General features: G+C 38.5%; 21 protein-coding genes. 12 read left to right on the top strand and 9 right to left on the bottom strand.

Translation table 11 applies throughout. From position 1 onward, the window contains the following. Positions 1 to 47: 47 nt before the first annotated feature. Complete coding sequence (locus OK414_RS16695; protein ID WP_034650713.1) at positions 48 to 314, bottom strand: hypothetical protein; 267 nt, start codon at positions 312 to 314, stop codon at positions 48 to 50. Between the two features lie 198 nt (positions 315 to 512). Between OK414_RS16695 and OK414_RS16690 the strand changes: the two genes are divergently transcribed. Then, positions 513 to 1,262 carry an SDR family NAD(P)-dependent oxidoreductase gene (locus tag OK414_RS16690; protein ID WP_034650716.1) on the top strand — a complete coding sequence of 250 codons (750 nt, stop codon included), beginning with the start codon at positions 513 to 515 and terminating at the stop codon, positions 1,260 to 1,262. Positions 1,263 to 1,303: 41 nt separating this feature from the next. On the opposite strand, the gene OK414_RS16685 is transcribed toward OK414_RS16690, so the two are convergent. Together OK414_RS16685 and OK414_RS16680 are read right to left on the bottom strand one after the other, a co-directional pair. Then, positions 1,304 to 1,834 (bottom strand): GNAT family N-acetyltransferase, encoded by a 531-nt coding sequence (locus OK414_RS16685; protein ID WP_034650717.1) that lies wholly within the window; start codon positions 1,832 to 1,834, stop codon positions 1,304 to 1,306. Positions 1,835 to 2,070: 236 nt separating this feature from the next. After that, positions 2,071 to 3,075, bottom strand: a complete 1,005-nt coding sequence (locus OK414_RS16680) for a DUF3231 family protein (protein WP_034650719.1) — start codon at positions 3,073 to 3,075, stop codon at positions 2,071 to 2,073. A gap of 316 nt (positions 3,076 to 3,391) precedes the next feature. On the opposite strand from OK414_RS16680, the gene OK414_RS16675 reads away from it, so the two are divergent. The 6 genes from OK414_RS16675 to OK414_RS16650 all read left to right on the top strand — a co-directional run bounded on the left by OK414_RS16675 (position 3,392) and on the right by OK414_RS16650 (position 7,905). Next, positions 3,392 to 4,186 (top strand): aminoglycoside N(3)-acetyltransferase, encoded by a 795-nt coding sequence (locus tag OK414_RS16675; protein ID WP_263045225.1) that lies wholly within the window; start codon positions 3,392 to 3,394, stop codon positions 4,184 to 4,186. 269 nt (positions 4,187 to 4,455) lie between these two features. Continuing rightward, entirely contained in the window at positions 4,456 to 5,688 is a 1,233-nt protein-coding gene (locus OK414_RS16670; protein ID WP_013083861.1) for an NADP-dependent malic enzyme, read from the top strand. 163 nt (positions 5,689 to 5,851) lie between these two features. Beyond that, the gene (locus OK414_RS16665) at positions 5,852 to 6,157 is read left to right on the top strand and encodes an antibiotic biosynthesis monooxygenase family protein (RefSeq protein ID WP_013057785.1); all 306 of its coding nucleotides are present in this window, start codon (positions 5,852 to 5,854) and stop codon (positions 6,155 to 6,157) included. After that, entirely contained in the window at positions 6,154 to 6,519 is a 366-nt protein-coding gene (locus tag OK414_RS16660) for a hypothetical protein (protein WP_016764767.1), read from the top strand. The genes OK414_RS16665 and OK414_RS16660 overlap by 4 nt, the downstream gene beginning before the upstream one ends. A gap of 222 nt (positions 6,520 to 6,741) precedes the next feature. After that, the gene (locus OK414_RS16655) at positions 6,742 to 7,386 is read left to right on the top strand and encodes a hypothetical protein (RefSeq protein WP_034650724.1); all 645 of its coding nucleotides are present in this window, start codon (positions 6,742 to 6,744) and stop codon (positions 7,384 to 7,386) included. Between the two features lie 99 nt (positions 7,387 to 7,485). Continuing rightward, positions 7,486 to 7,905, top strand: a complete 420-nt coding sequence (locus OK414_RS16650; RefSeq protein WP_013083857.1) for an Rrf2 family transcriptional regulator — start codon at positions 7,486 to 7,488, stop codon at positions 7,903 to 7,905. Positions 7,906 to 7,935: 30 nt separating this feature from the next. Here the strand turns inward: OK414_RS16650 and OK414_RS16645 are convergent, their stop codons facing one another. The 5 genes from OK414_RS16645 to OK414_RS16625 form a co-directional block, all read right to left on the bottom strand. Then, on the bottom strand, positions 7,936 to 9,558 hold the full coding sequence (locus tag OK414_RS16645) for an APC family permease (protein ID WP_016764764.1): 1,623 nt from the start codon (positions 9,556 to 9,558) through the stop codon (positions 7,936 to 7,938). 393 nt (positions 9,559 to 9,951) lie between these two features. Next, positions 9,952 to 10,407, bottom strand: a complete 456-nt coding sequence (locus tag OK414_RS16640; protein ID WP_014459377.1) for a hypothetical protein — start codon at positions 10,405 to 10,407, stop codon at positions 9,952 to 9,954. Positions 10,408 to 10,648: 241 nt separating this feature from the next. Next, entirely contained in the window at positions 10,649 to 11,101 is a 453-nt protein-coding gene (locus tag OK414_RS16635) for a DMT family transporter (RefSeq protein ID WP_013057779.1), read from the bottom strand. Positions 11,102 to 11,113: 12 nt separating this feature from the next. Then, positions 11,114 to 11,542 carry a DMT family transporter gene (locus OK414_RS16630; protein WP_028409192.1) on the bottom strand — a complete coding sequence of 143 codons (429 nt, stop codon included), beginning with the start codon at positions 11,540 to 11,542 and terminating at the stop codon, positions 11,114 to 11,116. A 70-nt stretch (positions 11,543 to 11,612) separates the two neighbouring features. After that, complete coding sequence (locus OK414_RS16625) at positions 11,613 to 11,927, bottom strand: ArsR/SmtB family transcription factor (RefSeq protein WP_013083854.1); 315 nt, start codon at positions 11,925 to 11,927, stop codon at positions 11,613 to 11,615. A gap of 295 nt (positions 11,928 to 12,222) precedes the next feature. On the opposite strand from OK414_RS16625, the gene OK414_RS16620 reads away from it, so the two are divergent. From OK414_RS16620 to OK414_RS16610, 3 genes are all read left to right on the top strand, one after another. Further along, positions 12,223 to 13,713, top strand: a complete 1,491-nt coding sequence (locus OK414_RS16620; RefSeq protein ID WP_263045224.1) for an MFS transporter — start codon at positions 12,223 to 12,225, stop codon at positions 13,711 to 13,713. Between the two features lie 286 nt (positions 13,714 to 13,999). After that, entirely contained in the window at positions 14,000 to 14,170 is a 171-nt protein-coding gene (locus OK414_RS16615) for a hypothetical protein (protein ID WP_013083852.1), read from the top strand. A gap of 146 nt (positions 14,171 to 14,316) precedes the next feature. Then, entirely contained in the window at positions 14,317 to 14,709 is a 393-nt protein-coding gene (locus tag OK414_RS16610; RefSeq protein ID WP_263045223.1) for a hypothetical protein, read from the top strand. A gap of 23 nt (positions 14,710 to 14,732) precedes the next feature. Here the strand turns inward: OK414_RS16610 and OK414_RS16605 are convergent, their stop codons facing one another. Then, entirely contained in the window at positions 14,733 to 15,089 is a 357-nt protein-coding gene (locus tag OK414_RS16605) for a helix-turn-helix domain-containing protein (RefSeq protein ID WP_013057773.1), read from the bottom strand. A 267-nt stretch (positions 15,090 to 15,356) separates the two neighbouring features. Here OK414_RS16605 and OK414_RS16600 point away from each other — a divergent pair, with 267 nt between their 5' ends. Next, on the top strand, positions 15,357 to 16,340 hold the full coding sequence (locus OK414_RS16600; RefSeq protein WP_034650732.1) for an asparaginase: 984 nt from the start codon (positions 15,357 to 15,359) through the stop codon (positions 16,338 to 16,340). A 20-nt stretch (positions 16,341 to 16,360) separates the two neighbouring features. Further along, the gene (gene aspA / locus OK414_RS16595) at positions 16,361 to 17,791 is read left to right on the top strand and encodes an aspartate ammonia-lyase (protein ID WP_263045222.1); all 1,431 of its coding nucleotides are present in this window, start codon (positions 16,361 to 16,363) and stop codon (positions 17,789 to 17,791) included. The last annotated feature ends 24 nt before the right edge of the window (positions 17,792 to 17,815 follow it).

The following is a 17,815-nucleotide window of genomic DNA, read 5'->3' as shown; positions in this document are numbered from 1 at the left end:
TGTATAAAGGGACTTTTCTAACTTACAGAAAAGTCCCTTTTTCTATTTTAATATTCTCTAACAAATACAGCTACTCCAAATACCCCTAATCTTTCAGCAGTAATTTGTTCAAAGCCGTTGTCAAGTAAACAATGAGCTGCAGTGCGGTAGCGCTGACCTTGAGCTAACAAACGTCCGCAAGGATTTGCGCTGCCGATTACTGTTGCTTCTACGACAGTACGAGGAGCTTGTCTATCCAAAGGATTTCGCTCCCACAGAATTGTTACCACATCCGGAGGACGTGGGATAGATACATTTCCTGTGTGTTCATGCATAGCCATCACCTCCTTACACTATAGTAAATGCAAAAAATGACAGAATGCTTGTACACACGCTGATTTTTATTAAAAAAGGCGTTCAACTATGCTTAACTCGGCTAATTTCATAGCAATGAGGTGACTAATAGAAACGGATGGTATAAAAAAGAATGCTATAATGTAAAAGAAAGGAACTTTTATCAAGGAGGGAGAAACATGCAGCAAAAACGAGTAGCGGTTATTACAGGGGGAGCAAGCGGAATTGGCAAAGAAACTGCCTTAAAGTTTGCGCAAAAAGGAGACGCGGTGGTCATTGCTGATTATGATAAAGGGAAAGGAAAAGAGGCCCTTCAAAAAATTGAAGAAGCTGGAGGGAGCGCTTTATTTATACAAACGGACGTCACAAAGTTTGAAGAAGTGGAAGCACTGATTGAAGAAACCGTGAATCGCTTTGGGCGAATTGATGTGATGTTTAACAATGCAGGTATTGGACACCCTACATCTATTTTAGATCAAGACTTAGAAGAATATCACCGTATTATTAATGTGAATCAGCACGGCGTTACATACGGGATTATGGCAGCGGGCAGGAAAATGAGAGAGTTAGGTATTAAAGGCGTCATTATCAATACGGCATCTATTTTTAGCTTCTTAGCCTCACCCGGTACCTATGCCTATCACGCAACGAAAGGAGCTGTTGTGATGATGACGAAATCAGCTGCGCTAGATCTCGCTAAATACAGTATTCGCGTCGTCGCCGTTGCGCCAGGATTTGTTGATACGCCCATTATTCAAGGCTATAAAGACAACGGTATGATTGAAGGAATGAAAGCGAAAACGATGAGCAGAGAGCTCACTACACCAAAACAAATTGCAGATATGGTTTATTTGCTTTCCTTAGAAGAAGCGGGAGCTGTAAACGGCAGCGTCATCATGGCTGATGATGGGTATGCGGCATTTAAATAAAATGAAAAAGGATTCTTTTTAAGAAAAGAATCCTTTTTTTATTATGTAGCAGGCAGGGAACTATAAACAAACGTATCGTGAGCTTTTCCGTTTTGATACATATAGTTTTTTAACACGCCTTCTTTTTGAAACCCGAGCTTTTCAAGCACATGCTGTGATGCTTTGTTTTCAAGAAACACAACAGCTCCAATCCGCACTAGCTGAAGGGTATCAAAGCCATAAGCCATAACAGCCGAAGCAGCTTCTGAAGCATAGCCGTGCCCCCAGTGCTGAGGGTGTAGCTCATAGCCAATTTCCGCGCGCTTATGCTTTTGGTTCCACTGATTAAATCCAACTGTCCCGATTAATTCCCCCGTATCGAGCCGTTCAATTCCCCAGCGCACGCCTTTTTGATTTCTGTAATTGTCAGCAAAAATATCAATTAGAACCAGAGCTTCTTGAATAGTTGTGAATTTTTCTTGCCCGTAATATCTAATAACGTCTTTCTGAGAGAAGCAGTCAAAAATACTATCTGCATCGACTTCTGTTATTTCACGAAGTGTAGTGCGAGGTGTAAGAAGAATAGGAAACATACTTTTCTCCTTTCTATTTTATATAGAAAGATTTCGTCAGCTCAGGGAAAATACCTTTTATTTTATTTTTCTGTTATAAATTAAGTAGAAATACGGGCTAAACGACTAAGAAAAAGATGGGAACAACTTCTAAATAACGCAAACAGTTGTTACGTACTAGCCCTAAAAAAAGTATACTAAAAAAACAAATAGAGCTAGCTGCACGTAGAGCAGCTAGCTTTCCTACAGGAAAGAACCTATTTTTTAGTTAACTGATTGCGATCTTCAATTTGAGGAGGCTCTTCAAGCCATCCGTTTTGAATCATGATTTTACCGCCTTCTTTTGCCAAACTGTAAATGTCTTTTGCAAGCTGGAGCATCTTTAATGGCAAATCACTTCTTAAACTAAAGGCTCCTCCTAAAGCGTTACTCCCCAGACCGAACGTACTCAAAAGACTCGTATTGTACATCATCAGCTTATCTGAAAAAGGAGGAACGGTTGAATTCGTCGCTTTTCCGGCATGAGTAGCCGGAGGTTCTATGTAGCTATGGCGTAAAATATCACCTAGTTCTGTTTCAATTTTCTTCGAAAGCTTCATACCCCTGACAAAATGCTGCTGTGCCTCTTTATTGTTGGCCACTTGAGCAAAACCAATCATCAGCTGCATTCCTACAAGATTTGTATCAACAGCATGTTGAATGAGTGACACTTCAATGGTATTCAACGATCTTTTTTCGCTAAACCAGCTCAATCCGCCTATATAATTTTGCGCATGGACAAAATGGACTTCCTTAGGCATAGAAACGTATGGGGGTTTTGCGATGACACCCGTTTCTAACAATACTTGTGTGGATTGATTGTATATGTCCTGTGCTTCTGCTGTTGCCTCTACGAAGAAATTCCGGATATCTTCTCGGTAAGACATGGTCGAATGCAAAGCAAACAGTCCTGTTTCAATTTGAGACATTAAGCGTATATACATGACTTCGAACATATGATCGTATAGCTTAGGGACTCCTACATTCACGTCATCTTTCGTAAAACCAATTGGGATAACAGCGCCTTCGTTCTCAAATATTTCTTTAATTTGCGCTACACTTTTTAAAGATCGGCTGTAATATAGCTCAAAAAGTTCTTTGTAATCCTGTTTATCTTCCAGAAAATATTCTAAAAACCTCAAAATCATCGTTTTTTCCTGATAAGTCATCCATAAGTTAGCAAGCTCTGAGGACGTGAGCGGCGGAAGTTTTGATGTGCTCATTGTACACATTCCTCCTGAAAATAGTGATAGGTAAATATGTATAGCTTCATTAGTATTTCTTTTATTTATAGGAATATTCTTCTTTTTAATTTATTGAAAAGCTTCAGTAGCGGTTATTATAGTAAGATAATTGAAGGAAATGAAGCTTACCAACAAGTCAGTTGTATGATAACTGATATGAATAAAACTGAGTTTTTCTATTACTTTAAATAATTTGACAATTGGTGTTATTCTTACTATTATGGAAACATAAGTTTTACATATATTGCTAGAGTTCAGCACAAATTCTAGCAGCACCATAAGTAAGGAGCTTACGATGAAGCACATTGTCCAAGCAACAGATCATCCTAGAACGAAAGATACATTAAAAGAAGATTTACGCAGGTTAGGCATAACAAAAGGGATGACTATCATGGTTCATTCTTCGCTATCTTCATTAGGGTGGGTAAACGGAGGTTCAGTAGCCGTTGTTCAAGCTTTAATGGAGACAGTGACAGAGGAAGGAACGATCGTGATGCCGTCACAGTCGGTCGATCTTTCGGATCCATCAGAATGGGGCAATCCGGCTGTGCCAAAAGAGTGGTGGAAAACTATTCGGGAAACGATGCCTGCATATGATCCAGCTCATACACCAACAAGCGGGATGGGACAAATCGTGGAAACTTTTCGAACATATCCTGGTGTAAGAAGAAGCAGCCATCCAATGTATTCATTCGCCGCTTGGGGAAAGGACAGCGAAGACATCTTAAGAGATCATCCTTTTGAATTTAGTTTAGGCGAAAATTCTCCTCTTGAAAGGCTTTACAAAAAACATGCCTTTGTTTTATTATTAGGTGTCGGGTTTGGAAATAATACTTCTTTTCATCTAGCAGAATATCGGATTCCATATCGAAACGTAATTCAAAAAGGGTCTCCAGTTATGGATTCAGGAAAGCGAGTATGGAAGACGTATAAAGAATTAGAGTTTCGAGAAGAGCTGTTTGAAGAGATAGGTGAAGCGTTTATTGAAGCAAAAAGAATAAAAGCTGAAAAAATCGGTTCAGCACGTGCATACTTCTTTTCAATGCATAAAGCCGTCGATTTTGCTGAAACGTATTTGAAAGCGCTATAATGAGCGCTTGTATGCTTTCTAAGTTGTCTGTATATCAGACAACTTGAAGTGAGACAAACAAGAGTCCCGCCGTCTCTAGACTTTATATTAACAAAGCGCAGCAGTCGTTTAAGCAAGATAGTTTACTTTTTATGTTTCTTGTTTCATAATGGCACTTGTCTGTGAATTTATTCGGTCAGGTTGTCTTACAATTATGGAGATAAAAAGCAAGTGTTAAATAAATTCATTAAAAAATTTAAATGTATAGAAAAAAAGGAGAGAATACAATTATGTCACTACGTGATCAAGCACTACATATGCATCAAGAAAAACAAGGTAAGTTAGAAGTTAAATCAAAAGTTGAAGTTCAAAACGCTCAAGATTTAAGCTTAGCTTACTCTCCGGGAGTAGCAGAACCTTGTAAAGAAATTCATGAACATCCAGAAACGGTGTATGATTACACAATGAAAGGAAACATGGTCGGCGTTGTGACAAATGGTACTGCTGTTCTTGGTCTTGGAAACATCGGACCTGCGGCTTCACTTCCCGTTATGGAAGGAAAAGCAATTTTATTTAAAAGCTTTGCAGGCGTAGACGCATTCCCAATTGCCCTTGATACAACAGATACAGATAAAATTGTTGAAACTGTGAAATTAATGGCTCATACATTCGGAGGCATTAACTTAGAAGATATCGCAGCTCCACAGTGTTTTGAAATCGAAGAGCGCCTGAAAAAAGAAGTAGATATTCCTGTGTTCCATGATGATCAGCACGGTACAGCAATCGTAACAGTAGCAGGACTTGTAAATGCATTAAAAATTGTAAACAAATCAATGGAAGACTTAAAAATCGTCTTAAACGGAGCAGGAGCTGCCGGCATTGCCATTACAAAACTTCTTTATTCTTACGGCGTACGTGACATGATTATGTGTGATACAAGAGGTGCTATTTATGAAGGACGCCCTCAAGGTATGAACAAAGTAAAAGCGGAAGTGGCTTCTTATACAAATGTAAACAAAGAAAGCGGTACGCTAAGCGATGTAATTAAAGGCGCAGATGTATTTATCGGCGTATCTGCAGCAGATGCATTATCTCAAGAGATGGTTAAATCAATGAATGGAGATGCAATTATCTTTGCGATGGCAAATCCTAATCCAGAAATCAAGCCGGACGCTGCAAAAGAAGCAGGAGCGGCTGTTATTGGAACAGGTCGTTCAGACTTCCCTAACCAAGTAAACAACGTTCTTGCATTCCCTGGAATCTTCCGCGGTGCGTTAGACGTTCGCGCTACTCATATCAACGAAGAAATGAAAAAAGCTGCTGTTGAAGCAATTGCAGCCCTTATTACAGAAGAAGAGCTAAACGCAGATTACGTTATCCCTGGACCATTTGATCCTCGCGTAGCGCCAGCTGTAGCAGAGTCTGTAGCAAAAGCGGCAATGGATTCAGGCGTTGCCCGCATTACAATTGATCCAGCACGTGTAAAAACACATACAGAACAATTAACAAAAATCGAAAACTAATAACGGTAAAAAAGCCCTTTGAAACGCTGTTTCAAAGGGCTTTTTGTTTTAAAGACCTGCTGTAACCGCTGTGAAATCTAAACGTAACACCATTTCATCTCCCATATGATGTACAATAAAGAGAAAAGAACCCAGGTTTTGTATCATAAAGGGAGGAACAAAGATGTACACCGTATTTTCAACATTTAATGTACCGGATGAAAAAGCTGAAGAAGTGATTGGAATTTATAAAAATCGTTCAAAATCAGTCGACGAGGCTCCAGGATTTGTAGACTTTCTACTTCTTCAAAACGATAAGCGAGCAGGGGAGCTCACCGTTCAGCTTACATTTGATACGAAAGAGAATTATTTAAGCTGGGTACGAAGCGAAGATTTCAAGCGTATTCATGATTTAGAGAAAAAGTACCCTGATCAAGAACTGGCAGCTGTCATCCCAAAAGTTTCTCAGTACAAAGTGGTGGCACGATGAGTTCACTTCCCGTTAATAAGATCGTCGAAAGAGTAACGGAGAAAATCTACGAGTTAGAACCTTCTTTGCTCGAAAAATTCGGAGAGCGCGGCAAAGAGAGATGTTATGAAGATAATCATTATCATATGAAGTATCTTGAGACAACATATAAGTTAGACAACCTGCAAATTTTTACGGACTATGCCTTATGGTTAAACAATTTACTCACAAGTAGAGGCATGAAAACACAGCATATTATTGATAATTTTAAGTTTATACAAGAAGCGCTGTTTGAATTAGATAATTACGGTGATAAACAAGTACAGGCTTACGTGACTTACTTAGAAGAAGCAAATCATATACTGAAGCAACAGCAGCTTTAAAAAAGAGGCTAGGACAAAAGTGTTTTAGTTAAAAGAAAATCCGAACGGGTTTGATTCTTGATAGAGAATTTAACCCGTTCGGATTTTTTCATTGGTAGGGTGAACGTAGGTTTCCTGTATGTAGATGCTTCTAGCTGTTGATTGGAGTAATGTAGTTATATTTCACTTTTTTGTTTTACATATGTATAAAGGTGGAAATAAAAAAGAAAAAGGAGAATACATATGCAAAAACAGCTAACAAAAGGAATCCTGTCCTTAGTCACTCTATGTATGATTGGAAGTGCGGCAGCTTGTTCAGGTGAACCAGCTAACAAGACAAAATCTGATAATCATAAAGCAGAGGAAAAACCAATTGAAGACCGTCAAGAATTAACAAAGCTACAGCAGTATTCCAACGACCCAGACATTAAAGAGGGGAAAGAAGAAGATTTTGACTTGATCGGTACGTTAAAAAAAGACGCTGAAAAAGAAATGACGCTGAATATTGATGATCAACTCGTTAAAGTACCAAAAAGCTCTAGGATGGAAGTGGAAGGCTCACGGCTAAAAGATATGCTTAATAAAGAAGTAGAAGCTGAAATTGACGCAGCTAAACAAGAAGCAATTAGTATTGAATTAACTCCAAAAGCAAAAGCAGATAAAGATGGCGTGTATGAACAAGATGGAGACGAACGTAAAATTGTGGGTATTTTTATAGAAGAAAGTAACAAACATATAACGGTAAAAGTTCCAAGCGGCAAAAAAACGTATCAAAAAAGCACTGACTTTGAAAAAGAAGAAAAAGGCAGTTTAAAAGAAAAGACGGTATACCTTGAAATCAACTCAGCTAACGAAGTAGAAAGTATAGAAAAAGAAGACCGTGAATAAATAAAGCTACACTTCTTCTTTCCCTCCTTGCTCTCTTGACTTTTTGAACTGTGTCACTTAACGTTACAGTAGAGAAAGAAAAAAGGTGGTTTATGGAAGATGAACAGTGAATTTACCATTGCCGTGCACAGCTTAGTGTTCCTAGCAAATTTACCAGATCACCGAGCAAGCAGTGAATCGATTGCTTATAATATCTGTACCAATCCTGCACGGGTTCGGAAAATAATGAGTACACTCAGAAAAAACAACTTGGTTCGGACAAAAGAAGGGCTAGGCGGCGGTTATACTTTAGGCTGCAGCCCTGCTGAAATAAGTCTTGGGGTGATTTACCGAGTTATATCGACAGGAACGCTGAAGCCTCACTGGTGCAGCGGCGACCCTGACGCTGACTGTATTGTCAAATCAAACATTCAGACAGTGATGGACGACATTTTTACAGAGAGTGAGCAAAGTGTAATTAGGCATTTAGATCAAATTACGATCGAAGACGTGCTGAAAAAAGTTAAAACTGCTCACTAAAAAGCACCTTGCTCATGCAAGGTGCTTTTGTTATGACTCTTTGGAAGCGGCTGTTTCAGCCGCTGCTGCTTTTAAGCTGTCATTTACTTTTCTTCCATTCTCTAAATACTCTGTTTTGAAGCCGCTTTTTAAAGCCCATGTGTAGAAGAGAAGAGAAACAACAACAATAATTCCCATATCCCATCCATATTTAATAACGTTAAGGCCCCCAAACTTTTCGCTTCCAAGCCATGAAATAGTCATCATACACAGTAAGTATACAACCATCCATACGCCACCTTTGAAGTTCTGGCGGAATCCCTTCCATTTAGCCTTTGCTTGATAATAAAAATAAATAGGCAGGCCGATTAAAATAATAAACAAAACTTGTCCAGTTAGCGGCCAGCGTGCCCAATATAGCGTTAATGAAGCAAAAATAAAGCCGAGCGGCGCAATAATGCTTAATCCTTTTAAACGAAGGGGACGATATAAATCGCTTCCAGTTCGTCTTAGCGTCATAACCGTAACAGGACCTGTAATGTAAGAAATAAGCGTAGCGACTGAAATAATTTCAGCAAGCACGCCCCAGCCCCGAAATAAAAACAAAAAGACAAGAGCAACAGCTAAGTTAAAAAACATGGCTTGACGCGGAACACCATAAATAGGATGAAGACGTCCTAGAACACTTGGCAAATATTTATTTTGTTCCATACCATAAATCATTCGAGCAGTAGTAGCTGTATACGTAATACCTGTTCCAGATGGTGAAACAAACGCATCTGCATACAGGACAATGACAAGCCAGTTAATGTTAAGGGCAATGGCTAAATCTGCAAATGGAGAGTTAAAATTTAAATGACTCCATCCCTTCGCAATATCAGAAGGATTTACCGCACCGATAAAAGCAATTTGAAGAAGCAAATAAATGACTGTAGCCACTAAAATTGAGCCTACAACCGCAATTGGAATAGATCTCCCAGGATTCTTTGCTTCTCCAGCCATATTAATAGGGCTTTGAAAGCCGTTAAAAGCGAATACAATTCCAGATGTAGCAACAGCTGTTAGCACACTAGCCCAGCCGTTTGGTGCGATGCTGCTTCCAGAAGTGAAGTTCTCGCCGTGAAAGCCGACAAATAAAAGTGCTCCAATTGTAAGTCCCGGTATAACAATTTTAAAAATAGTGATTAACGAGTTGGCCTTGGAAAATAGTCCAACTGTCCAATAATTCAGTAAAAAGTAAATAATCAATAGCACAGTAGCGATAGCTAATCCTTCGCCAGTTAACGTTCCTTTTTCTACGAGGTGGCTTGTCCACTGTGCCCACTTCCAAGGCCACGAACTCATATACTGTACAGAAGCTACTGCTTCGACTGGAATAACGGATACAATCGCAATCCAGTTTGCCCAAGCAGCGATAAAACCAATAAACGAACCGTGTGAGTACTGCGTATACTTGACCATCCCGCCGGCTTCGGGAAACATGGATCCTAATTCACTGTAAGAAAGTGCAATAAATAAAATAACAACCATTCCAATGACCCATGATAAAATAGCAGCCGGCCCTGCAATTTGAGCTGCTCGCCACGCTCCAAATAACCAGCCGGAACCAATAATTGATCCAAGTCCCGTCATGGTTAACGCGAATGTTCCCATTCTTCGATGTAAATTGTTCATCTGACTAACACCTTTCATGTAAAATAAGTCTTTCATTTAAACATTGTTGCTTTATTATTATTATTCTGAAATCTTTGGTTGTCAACTTTTGTCGTTACAGGCAGTTCTTAATGCCTATTGATTTCCAGTTATGCAGGAAAGCTATCCTCAACCTTTCTGTCACGGTAATTAAAGCGCTTTACTTTCTTTTTCATCCTACAGGAAACCCTACAAAAATAGATAAAAACCGACAAAAAGTTATCAAGTTCATATCTTATGCACTAGCAATATGAAAAAATTAGGGGATAAGTGATAGTTATATTCCCTAAATATGTGAAGAGAAAACGCGCTTCATAATAAAGCCCCTTTTGAATAGAGGAATAAATACCTTCAAAAGGGGGGAGAGTTGGAATTTTATCTTTCTTGATGTTTATACTCGAGTAGTTTTACGACGTTTTCTACATCATTTTCAGCAGAAAGTTCGTTGATATTCACTTTATAAATAAGCGTATCCGTTGCAAAAAATTCATCTTCTCCCTCGGGTTTTACTTTTAAGTTTAAGATTTTCACCCGCACAATATGAGTGAACTTACCGCCTTTTCCGGGCTGTATTTCACCCATTTGTATCCCGATATCATCTTTTTTAATAGGTCGAACTTTTACTTTTTTATGCTGTTTACCGTAAACCTTCTCATAATGAGAAGTAATATCTTGATGTACCCAAGGTTCAAGAGATTGATAAATAAAATCTTTTACAACAGGCTGACTTACGTGTGATTCTATATTTTCTTCTGGTATATTTTCTTCTGCGGAAATGGAAAGCGTAAAACAAAAAAAGACAAATGCTGCTAAAAATAAAAATTTTCCCACGAAAAAACCCACCTTACCTGTTCGTTTATGTAGCTGATTTTCTAAATCTGCCTCTTTATCTTTTGAACAAAGGCAGGAAGGTATGCACAATTTTTTTGGTGGAATTTACCTTATTTAAAATCAATTTAGTTTAAATAAAATATGTTCTAAATAATTGATTGAAAATTCAAATGTGGTTTACGTACAAAAAATAGCCAAGTGCGCCTTTACATAGGGGCACTTGGCTATTTTCATGAACATTTTATGCTGCTGTTTTCTTATTGCCTTTAAAAATAAAATAAAGAGCTAATAACATAAATGCTACACCAATCCAGCGGGATAGATCAAAGGGTACTTCCTTGCTTCCAAACCAGCCAAAATGGTCGATAATCATACTTGCAAATAACTGACCGATAACAGTTGAGATATTAGCTGCTGTTACACCAATTTTAGGTACAGCTAAAACCGTTAGAAATAAATAAGATGCTCCGAATAAAGCGCAGGTAAGCTGCCATTTAGGGACATCGAAAACCGAGAGAATGTTTCCTTGACCAAAGAACACAACGACAATTGTTAAAATCATGGCACCTGTCGCAAAGGTTAAAAAAGCTGTTTCAAACGTACCTGTTTTTTTACTTAGTGTCCCGTTAATAGAAGACTGAGCGCTTAGCGTTAATCCTCCTATTAAGGTAAGTATCACCATCAATAAACTCATCGTAAAACCCTCCTAGAAAATAAGGACAAGCGCAATTCCCATACATACAATAGCCATTACGCGTTCTTTGTTAATTTTAATTTTACTGCTGCCAAGCCAACCAAAATGCTCAATGATCATGCTTGTAATCATTTGACCCACAATAACAGCAACCATTGAAACGCCAATTCCAATAAAGGGGATACTAATCACTAGAATTGTTAAATAAACCGTACCTAATAAACCGCCGGTTAAATTCCACTTAGGTGCTTTTAAGACGTAAGGTAGATCTCCTTTTCCAGCAAATAAAGTGGTCAGACCTAAAATGAGCGTTCCCATGATAAAAATATAATAACTGCTTTCAAGTTTCCCCACTGTTTTTCCAAGTTCTCCGGCAATAGCGCCTTCCATACTTAAAGCAGCGCCGCCTAGAACCGCAACCAAATAAACCAACAACTTCACGTTTATCACTCCAGTATTTCTTTATATTTGTATATCTAGAAAAATAGATATAATGAGTGAAAAAAACTCGTTAAAGTTTTTTTCGTAAGAATGAAGAAAGCTCTTGAAGCGTTTCTTCATTTCGGCGATAGTATGTCCATTGACCGTGCCGAATTGACTCTAACAAACCTGCTTTTTGCATCATGGAAAGATAACTGGACACTGTGGACTGAGACAGCTGAGCTTTTTCCTGAATATCTCCCACGCAAACACCGCCTCTGCTGCTGACCTCCTTAGGCAAATGTGCTTGTTTGTCTTTAAAATGCTTTTCAGGTTCTTTTAACCACTCCAATATATTTAATCGAGTTTCATTAGATAATGCTTTAAAGATATCAATAGGTTTCATACTTATTATTTTATTCGTCACAGCTCAGATGTCAAATGTTCAAGTTTGCATTTTATAGTTGAATAACAAGCAATGCGTTGAATTATAACAGCTGTGAACAAAAAGTCAACTTATAATAGAGTATAAAAAAGAACGGTTTACCCAGCGCTTTTTCTATTTATATGATCAAGAAGTATCTTATTCTTTTGAGTAGAAAAGGTGACATATTCCTTATTTTTCAAGGGGTAGTTTAGTAAAATAGAAAAAAGTGAATAACAAAGGAAGCTAGTCTATTTACTCAGGGGGAGGGCTGCATATGCAAGGGAAAACAAAACAAGTGCGCTTTCGTAATATGGTAGCGTATGGATTTGGGGATTTGTTTGGCGGAGGATCCTTTTTTATTATCGGCACATTATTTATGGTTTTTTTAACGGATGTAGTCGGGCTTTCTCCTGTAGAAGCAGGAACGATTGTAGCTCTTGGAAAAGTGTGGGATGCTTTGTTAGATCCAACCATTGGGTACATATCTGATCATCTTCAGACAAAAAAAGGACGAAGAAGAGTCTTTTTTCTTTTTGGAATCATTCCAGTTGCTATCACGTTCAGTATGCTGTGGATTCCTATTGAAGGCTCGCATATGTTCAAATACACCTATTTTATCTTAGCTTATCTTTTATTTAACACGGCGTTTGGTATGGTCATGGTTCCTTACAATACGCTAGCAGCGGAGATGACGACAGATTATAGTATTCGTTCAAAAATGACGGGAATACGCATGGTCTTTTCACAAGGCGCTTCATTTTTAGGCGCTTTCTTCCCAAAACGAATCATTGATGCGTTTCCAGGTGGACAAGGATACTTAATCATGGGCATTATCTTTGGTCTTCTTTTTGCTCTTCCATGGATTTTTGTCTATAAAGGAACTTGGGATAGCGGAGAAGTAGTGGAACGAAAAAAGAAAAGCGGATTTTGGTTAGAATTTAAGCAGCTTTTTATCAGTTTTGGAAGTGCATTTAAAAATAAGTCGTTTAACGTGTATCTTGCCATGTACTTAGCATCTTACATTGCAATGGATGTATTTAATGCTCTTTTCTTTTATTTTATTGCCTATTACATGCTGCGCGAAGCTATTTATGCAGACACCCTAAGCTTTGTGCAAATTACACAAGTGCTATTTATTCCTCTTGTTACGTACATAGCCATTAAGTTAGGAAATAAATTAACCTATAACTTCAGCATGATCATCTGGGGAACGGGCATTGTTTTATTCAGTTTCCTAACAAAAGACAGCTCTTTAGTTCTTATTTACTTAGCAGCATTTTTCTTAGGAAGCGGTCATTCTGGAGCGATTATGATTCCATGGAATGTACTGCCGTTCGTATCAGATGTAGATGAAATGATTACGACAAAAAGAAGAGAAGGCGTGTATGCAGGGCTGATGTCGTTTATTCGAAAATCTTCTCAGGCGCTTGCGATTTTTCTTGTTGGTGTTGCCTTAAAGGATATTGGCTATGTACCAAACGCCGAGCAGTCAGCGTCTACGCTAGCCGGCTTGCAAAAGCTGTTCATGATTGTACCTGCTATTTTGATTCTCGCTGGAATTATCGCAACCATATGGTTTAAAATAAGTCCGGAAAATCACAAAATCTTATTAACTGAAATTCAAAGAAGAAAAAAGGGAGGCCGAGCGAAAGACGTTACTCCTGAAGCGAAAGCGGTTTGTGAAAGTTTAACGGGTTATAAATACGAACAGCTTTGGAAAGACGTAACCATTTCAAAAGAAATTCGAGATAAAACGGTTGTTTAACCTATAACTTCGCGAAAAAGCGCAAAATTTTCAGCGCAAACAATCGCTAATTATATCCAATAAGAAACTTCCTCTGACGTATTGCCTTTTGACAAGAAAAGAAATTTTCCTGTCTATCGACTCATTTTTCAGGTGAATTTTAGAAAAGAAGGATTTCTTGCCATTAAAGATGTGCAATTTGGCACGTCTTGATAGGGTGGATTGTACAACTTATAATAAAACTATAAACTAGCCACAGGCGCTTTTAAGGCGCAGGTATAAATTAGAAAGAAGGAAGGTACAGTTTATGCCAATTCGATATGTTTGTCCACAATGCCAAGGAGCCGGTAAGAAATTTGGATTGATAAAGTGCAAAGTGTGCAACGGCGAAGGAAACATCATCATGTCTTCTAATGAGCCAGATCCAACTAAAAATAAGAAATTAAAATCATCTTCTAAACAAGATAAAGCAATGTAGGCTATTGCTAATAAAGGTATGTATGAACCCCGCTTTTCTATAAAAAAGCGGGGTTTTCTGCTAGACAGATAAAAGCTTTTCTTATGATACAATAAAATGAAAGTCGCTAAAATAAGGGATAGGGAACGGAAAGAAGAGGGAAGTAGATGGAATACACAGCAAAACAATTTACGCCGCAGTTAGAACAACATATACATACAGTTGAAAAATCTATGCAAGAACTTCTCAAATCAATATATGCACAATATAAAGAAGCTTTTGAAAAAAAAGGGATGGAGATTTCTGTAGAAGTGATCCGTGAAGGAGAAAATCCTTTTCAGCCCGGTTACCACACCACTATTCAAGTGGGTATTTTGGAAAAAGATGAGTTTTTAGACAGTCTTTTCATTCCTATCTGGCACTGTGTACGCACGTTTTGGGGTATCCGTTCTTCGAGGAAGCTCCCAGGCAGCAAGATAACCGGCGAGCTGCTGGAAGAAACAGAAGAGGAAATAACAAAAGAAGTAGTAGGGTATTTAGAAATGCAGCTAGAAGATTAGAAGCGCCCTGCTTCTAATCTTCTTTAAATTGAAGAAGGTGCAGTTTCTTTTTCAATTTGTCTTTTAGCACGAATAAAAGCCGTCAGCTGCTGAATTTCTTCTTGAGATAGTTCCGCACCGTCGACCGTAATCGTATGAGTTTGAGGCGATGTTAATTCGATGGGTGCATCTGAAAGAGAGTGAGGTTCCTTTTCCTTACCTAGCAAGTAGTCTGTTGATGTATCAAATAGTTCTGCGATTGTAACGAGTGCTTCAAGAGAAGGACGACGATAGCCAGATTCGTATCCTGCGTAGGTGCTTTTAGCAATTTCAAGCTGGTCAGCTGTATATTGAAGAGACCATTTTTTTTCTTTCCTGAGTTGAGCTAATCTGCTTAACATTCATGACGCTCCTTTGTAGGTGTAGTATGTAAAAAACCGAGGCATTCAGCTCACGCGCAGATCTTTGTAATCAAACCGTGAGCTAATTTACATTTTTATTCATTATATCATTGCTGCAGAGAAAAGTGTACGCGAAACGAATAATTTTTCTCTTGATTTATTGATTTTTGGTTACTATAATTACAGGTGAAGTACGCGAAATGAATATAATTTATTTGATAGATTGTCAGGTTTTTTTACAAAAATTAAGCAAAGGGGATGTCAGTTTTGAAAAAACTATTATTGTTATCAACTGGTGGAACGGTCGCTTCACTTGAAGGTGAAAATGGACTTGTTCCTGGAATGGAGCCAGATCAATTACTAAGCTACATACCTGATTTAAATGAACACTGTCAAATTGACAGCAAATCTCTTATGAATCTTGATAGTACAAATATGCAGCCAGAATGTTGGATAGAGATGGCAAAAGCGATTGAAGAGCATTATAATGAATACGATGGTTTTGTTATTACCCATGGAACTGATACAATGGCCTACACATCGGCAGCTCTTTCTTACATGCTTCAGCATTCTAAAAAACCAATTGCGATTACCGGATCTCAAATTCCTATTTCATTTAGTAAAACGGACGCGAAGCGCAACATTGCAGATGCGATTCGCTTTGCATGTGAAGAAACAGGCGGAGTTTATGTAATCTTTGACGGTCGTGTGATTCAAGGTACAAGAGCAATCAAGCTTCGTACAAAAAGCTATGATGCATTTGAAAGCATTAATTATCCATACGTGGCGTCTATTCATGATAATACGGTGGAATATACAAAATCCGTTCACTCTAGTAAAGAAGAGTTGACGGTTAATACATCTCTTTGTACGGATGTAGCGGTTGTTAAACTGTTTCCCGGCATTAAACCCGAATTTTTCGATGGATTAAAGGATGTATATCAAGGCGTTGTTGTTGAAAGCTATGGAAGTGGAGGTATTCCATTTCAAGTTCGCAACATTTTAGCCAAGCTTGTTGAGTTAACAAACCATGGTGTATCCGTTGTCATTACGACTCAGTGTCTTGAAGAAGGAGAAGACATGGGCATTTATGAAGTGGGCCGAATGATTAATCATGACAGCGTCGTTCGCTCAAAAAACATGAACACAGAAGCCATTGTTCCTAAATTAATGTGGGTGCTCGGACAAACCAAAGATCCTCACCAAGTTAAAAAGATGATGGAAACATCGATTGCAGAAGATATTAATTAAAAAAGAAAGCAGGTACAGCTATGAAACAAGAAACAGCAGGATATCGTACAGAAGCTGATTTTCTAGGAGAAAAACAAATCCCAGCAGACGTATACTACGGTGTACAAACCGCACGTGCCGTAGAAAATTTTCCGATTACGGGTTATAAAGTACATGAAGAAATGATTAAAGCGCTTGCTATTGTAAAAAAAGCGGCAGCGCTTGCAAATATGGATACAAAGCGCTTATATGAAGGTATTGGAAATGCAATTGTTCAAGCAGCTGATGAGATTTTAGCAGGTCAGTGGCATGAATACTTTATTGTTGACCCTATTCAAGGCGGAGCAGGAACGTCAATGAATATGAATGCCAATGAAGTTATTGCGAACCGTGCTCTTGAAATTATGGGAAATAACAAAGGGGAATATGGTAAATTAAGTCCTAACAGCCATGTGAATATGTCTCAGTCAACAAATGATGTATTTCCAACGGCTATCCATATTTCAACGCTGAACTTATTAAATAAACTTATTGTTACAATGAATGACATGCATGATGTGTTTAAACGAAAAGCGCAAGAATTTGATCATGTAATTAAAATGGGCCGTACGCACCTTCAAGATGCTGTACCCGTTCGTCTTGGTCAAGAGTTTGAAGCATACAGCCGCGTGTTAGCGCGCGACATTAAGCGTATCAGCGCAACGCGTGACCACTTGCATGAAGTAAATATGGGGGCGACAGCTGTTGGAACAGGCTTAAATGCAGATCCTCGCTATATTGAAAATGTAGTCAAACACTTAGCGGATATCAGTGGTCTGCCGCTTGTGCATGCAGAGCATTTAGTAGACGCTACTCAAAATACAGATGCTTATACAGAAGTATCTGCAGCGCTTAAAATCTGTATGACGAATATGTCTAAAATTGCAAATGACCTGCGTTTAATGGCCTCTGGACCTCGTGCAGGTCTAGGAGAAATCAGCCTTCCTGCTCGTCAGCCTGGTTCTTCAATCATGCCAGGAAAAGTAAACCCGGTTATGGCTGAATTAATCAATCAAATTGCGTTTCAAGTAATGGGAAATGACCAAACAATCTCTCTTGCTTCAGAAGCAGGTCAGATGGAGCTTAACGTCATGGAACCTGTGCTTGTATTTAACTTGCTTCAATCAATCAGCATCATGAACAACGGTTTCAGAAGCTTTACAGATCACTGTTTAGCAGGAATTGAAGCAAACGAAACGCGCATGAAAGAATATGTAGAAAAAAGCGTAGGAATTATTACAGCTGTTAACCCTCACTTAGGCTATGAAGTCGTATCGCGTATTGCGCGTGAAGCGATTTTAACAGGAAAACCAATTCGTGAGCTTTGCCTTCAATACGATGTGTTAACAGAAGAGGAATTAGATCTTATTTTAAATCCATTTGAAATGACGAACCCTGGTATTGCAGGAAGTTCATTGTTTGATCGTCAGTAAAAAAAACGGCTTCCATAAGGAAGC

The organism is Priestia sp. JV24, from assembly GCF_025910025.1.
Lineage (GTDB): Bacteria > Bacillota > Bacilli > Bacillales > Bacillaceae_H > Priestia > Priestia megaterium.
Note: the sequence above shows the minus strand (reverse complement) of the source record. Positions and strands in the feature narration are given on the sequence as shown.

Bases quoted from the DNA above. Each gene is read 5' to 3' on its own strand.
- OK414_RS16695 (WP_034650713.1), bottom strand. From the start codon at position 314: ATGCATGAACACACAGGAAATGTATCTATCCCACGTCCTCCGGATGTG.
- OK414_RS16690 (WP_034650716.1), top strand. From the start codon at position 513: ATGCAGCAAAAACGAGTAGCGGTTATTACAGGGGGAGCAAGCGGAATT.
- OK414_RS16685 (WP_034650717.1), bottom strand. From the start codon at position 1,834: ATGTTTCCTATTCTTCTTACACCTCGCACTACACTTCGTGAAATAACA.
- OK414_RS16680 (WP_034650719.1), bottom strand. From the start codon at position 3,075: ATGAGCACATCAAAACTTCCGCCGCTCACGTCCTCAGAGCTTGCTAAC.
- OK414_RS16675 (WP_263045225.1), top strand. From the start codon at position 3,392: ATGAAGCACATTGTCCAAGCAACAGATCATCCTAGAACGAAAGATACA.
- OK414_RS16670 (WP_013083861.1), top strand. From the start codon at position 4,456: ATGTCACTACGTGATCAAGCACTACATATGCATCAAGAAAAACAAGGT.
- OK414_RS16665 (WP_013057785.1), top strand. From the start codon at position 5,852: ATGTACACCGTATTTTCAACATTTAATGTACCGGATGAAAAAGCTGAA.
- OK414_RS16660 (WP_016764767.1), top strand. From the start codon at position 6,154: ATGAGTTCACTTCCCGTTAATAAGATCGTCGAAAGAGTAACGGAGAAA.
- OK414_RS16655 (WP_034650724.1), top strand. From the start codon at position 6,742: ATGCAAAAACAGCTAACAAAAGGAATCCTGTCCTTAGTCACTCTATGT.
- OK414_RS16650 (WP_013083857.1), top strand. From the start codon at position 7,486: ATGAACAGTGAATTTACCATTGCCGTGCACAGCTTAGTGTTCCTAGCA.
- OK414_RS16645 (WP_016764764.1), bottom strand. From the start codon at position 9,558: ATGAACAATTTACATCGAAGAATGGGAACATTCGCGTTAACCATGACG.
- OK414_RS16635 (WP_013057779.1), bottom strand. From the start codon at position 11,101: ATGAGTTTATTGATGGTGATACTTACCTTAATAGGAGGATTAACGCTA.
- OK414_RS16625 (WP_013083854.1), bottom strand. From the start codon at position 11,927: ATGAAACCTATTGATATCTTTAAAGCATTATCTAATGAAACTCGATTA.
- OK414_RS16620 (WP_263045224.1), top strand. From the start codon at position 12,223: ATGCAAGGGAAAACAAAACAAGTGCGCTTTCGTAATATGGTAGCGTAT.
- OK414_RS16615 (WP_013083852.1), top strand. From the start codon at position 14,000: ATGCCAATTCGATATGTTTGTCCACAATGCCAAGGAGCCGGTAAGAAA.
- OK414_RS16610 (WP_263045223.1), top strand. From the start codon at position 14,317: ATGGAATACACAGCAAAACAATTTACGCCGCAGTTAGAACAACATATA.
- OK414_RS16605 (WP_013057773.1), bottom strand. From the start codon at position 15,089: ATGTTAAGCAGATTAGCTCAACTCAGGAAAGAAAAAAAATGGTCTCTT.
- aspA (WP_263045222.1), top strand. From the start codon at position 16,361: ATGAAACAAGAAACAGCAGGATATCGTACAGAAGCTGATTTTCTAGGA.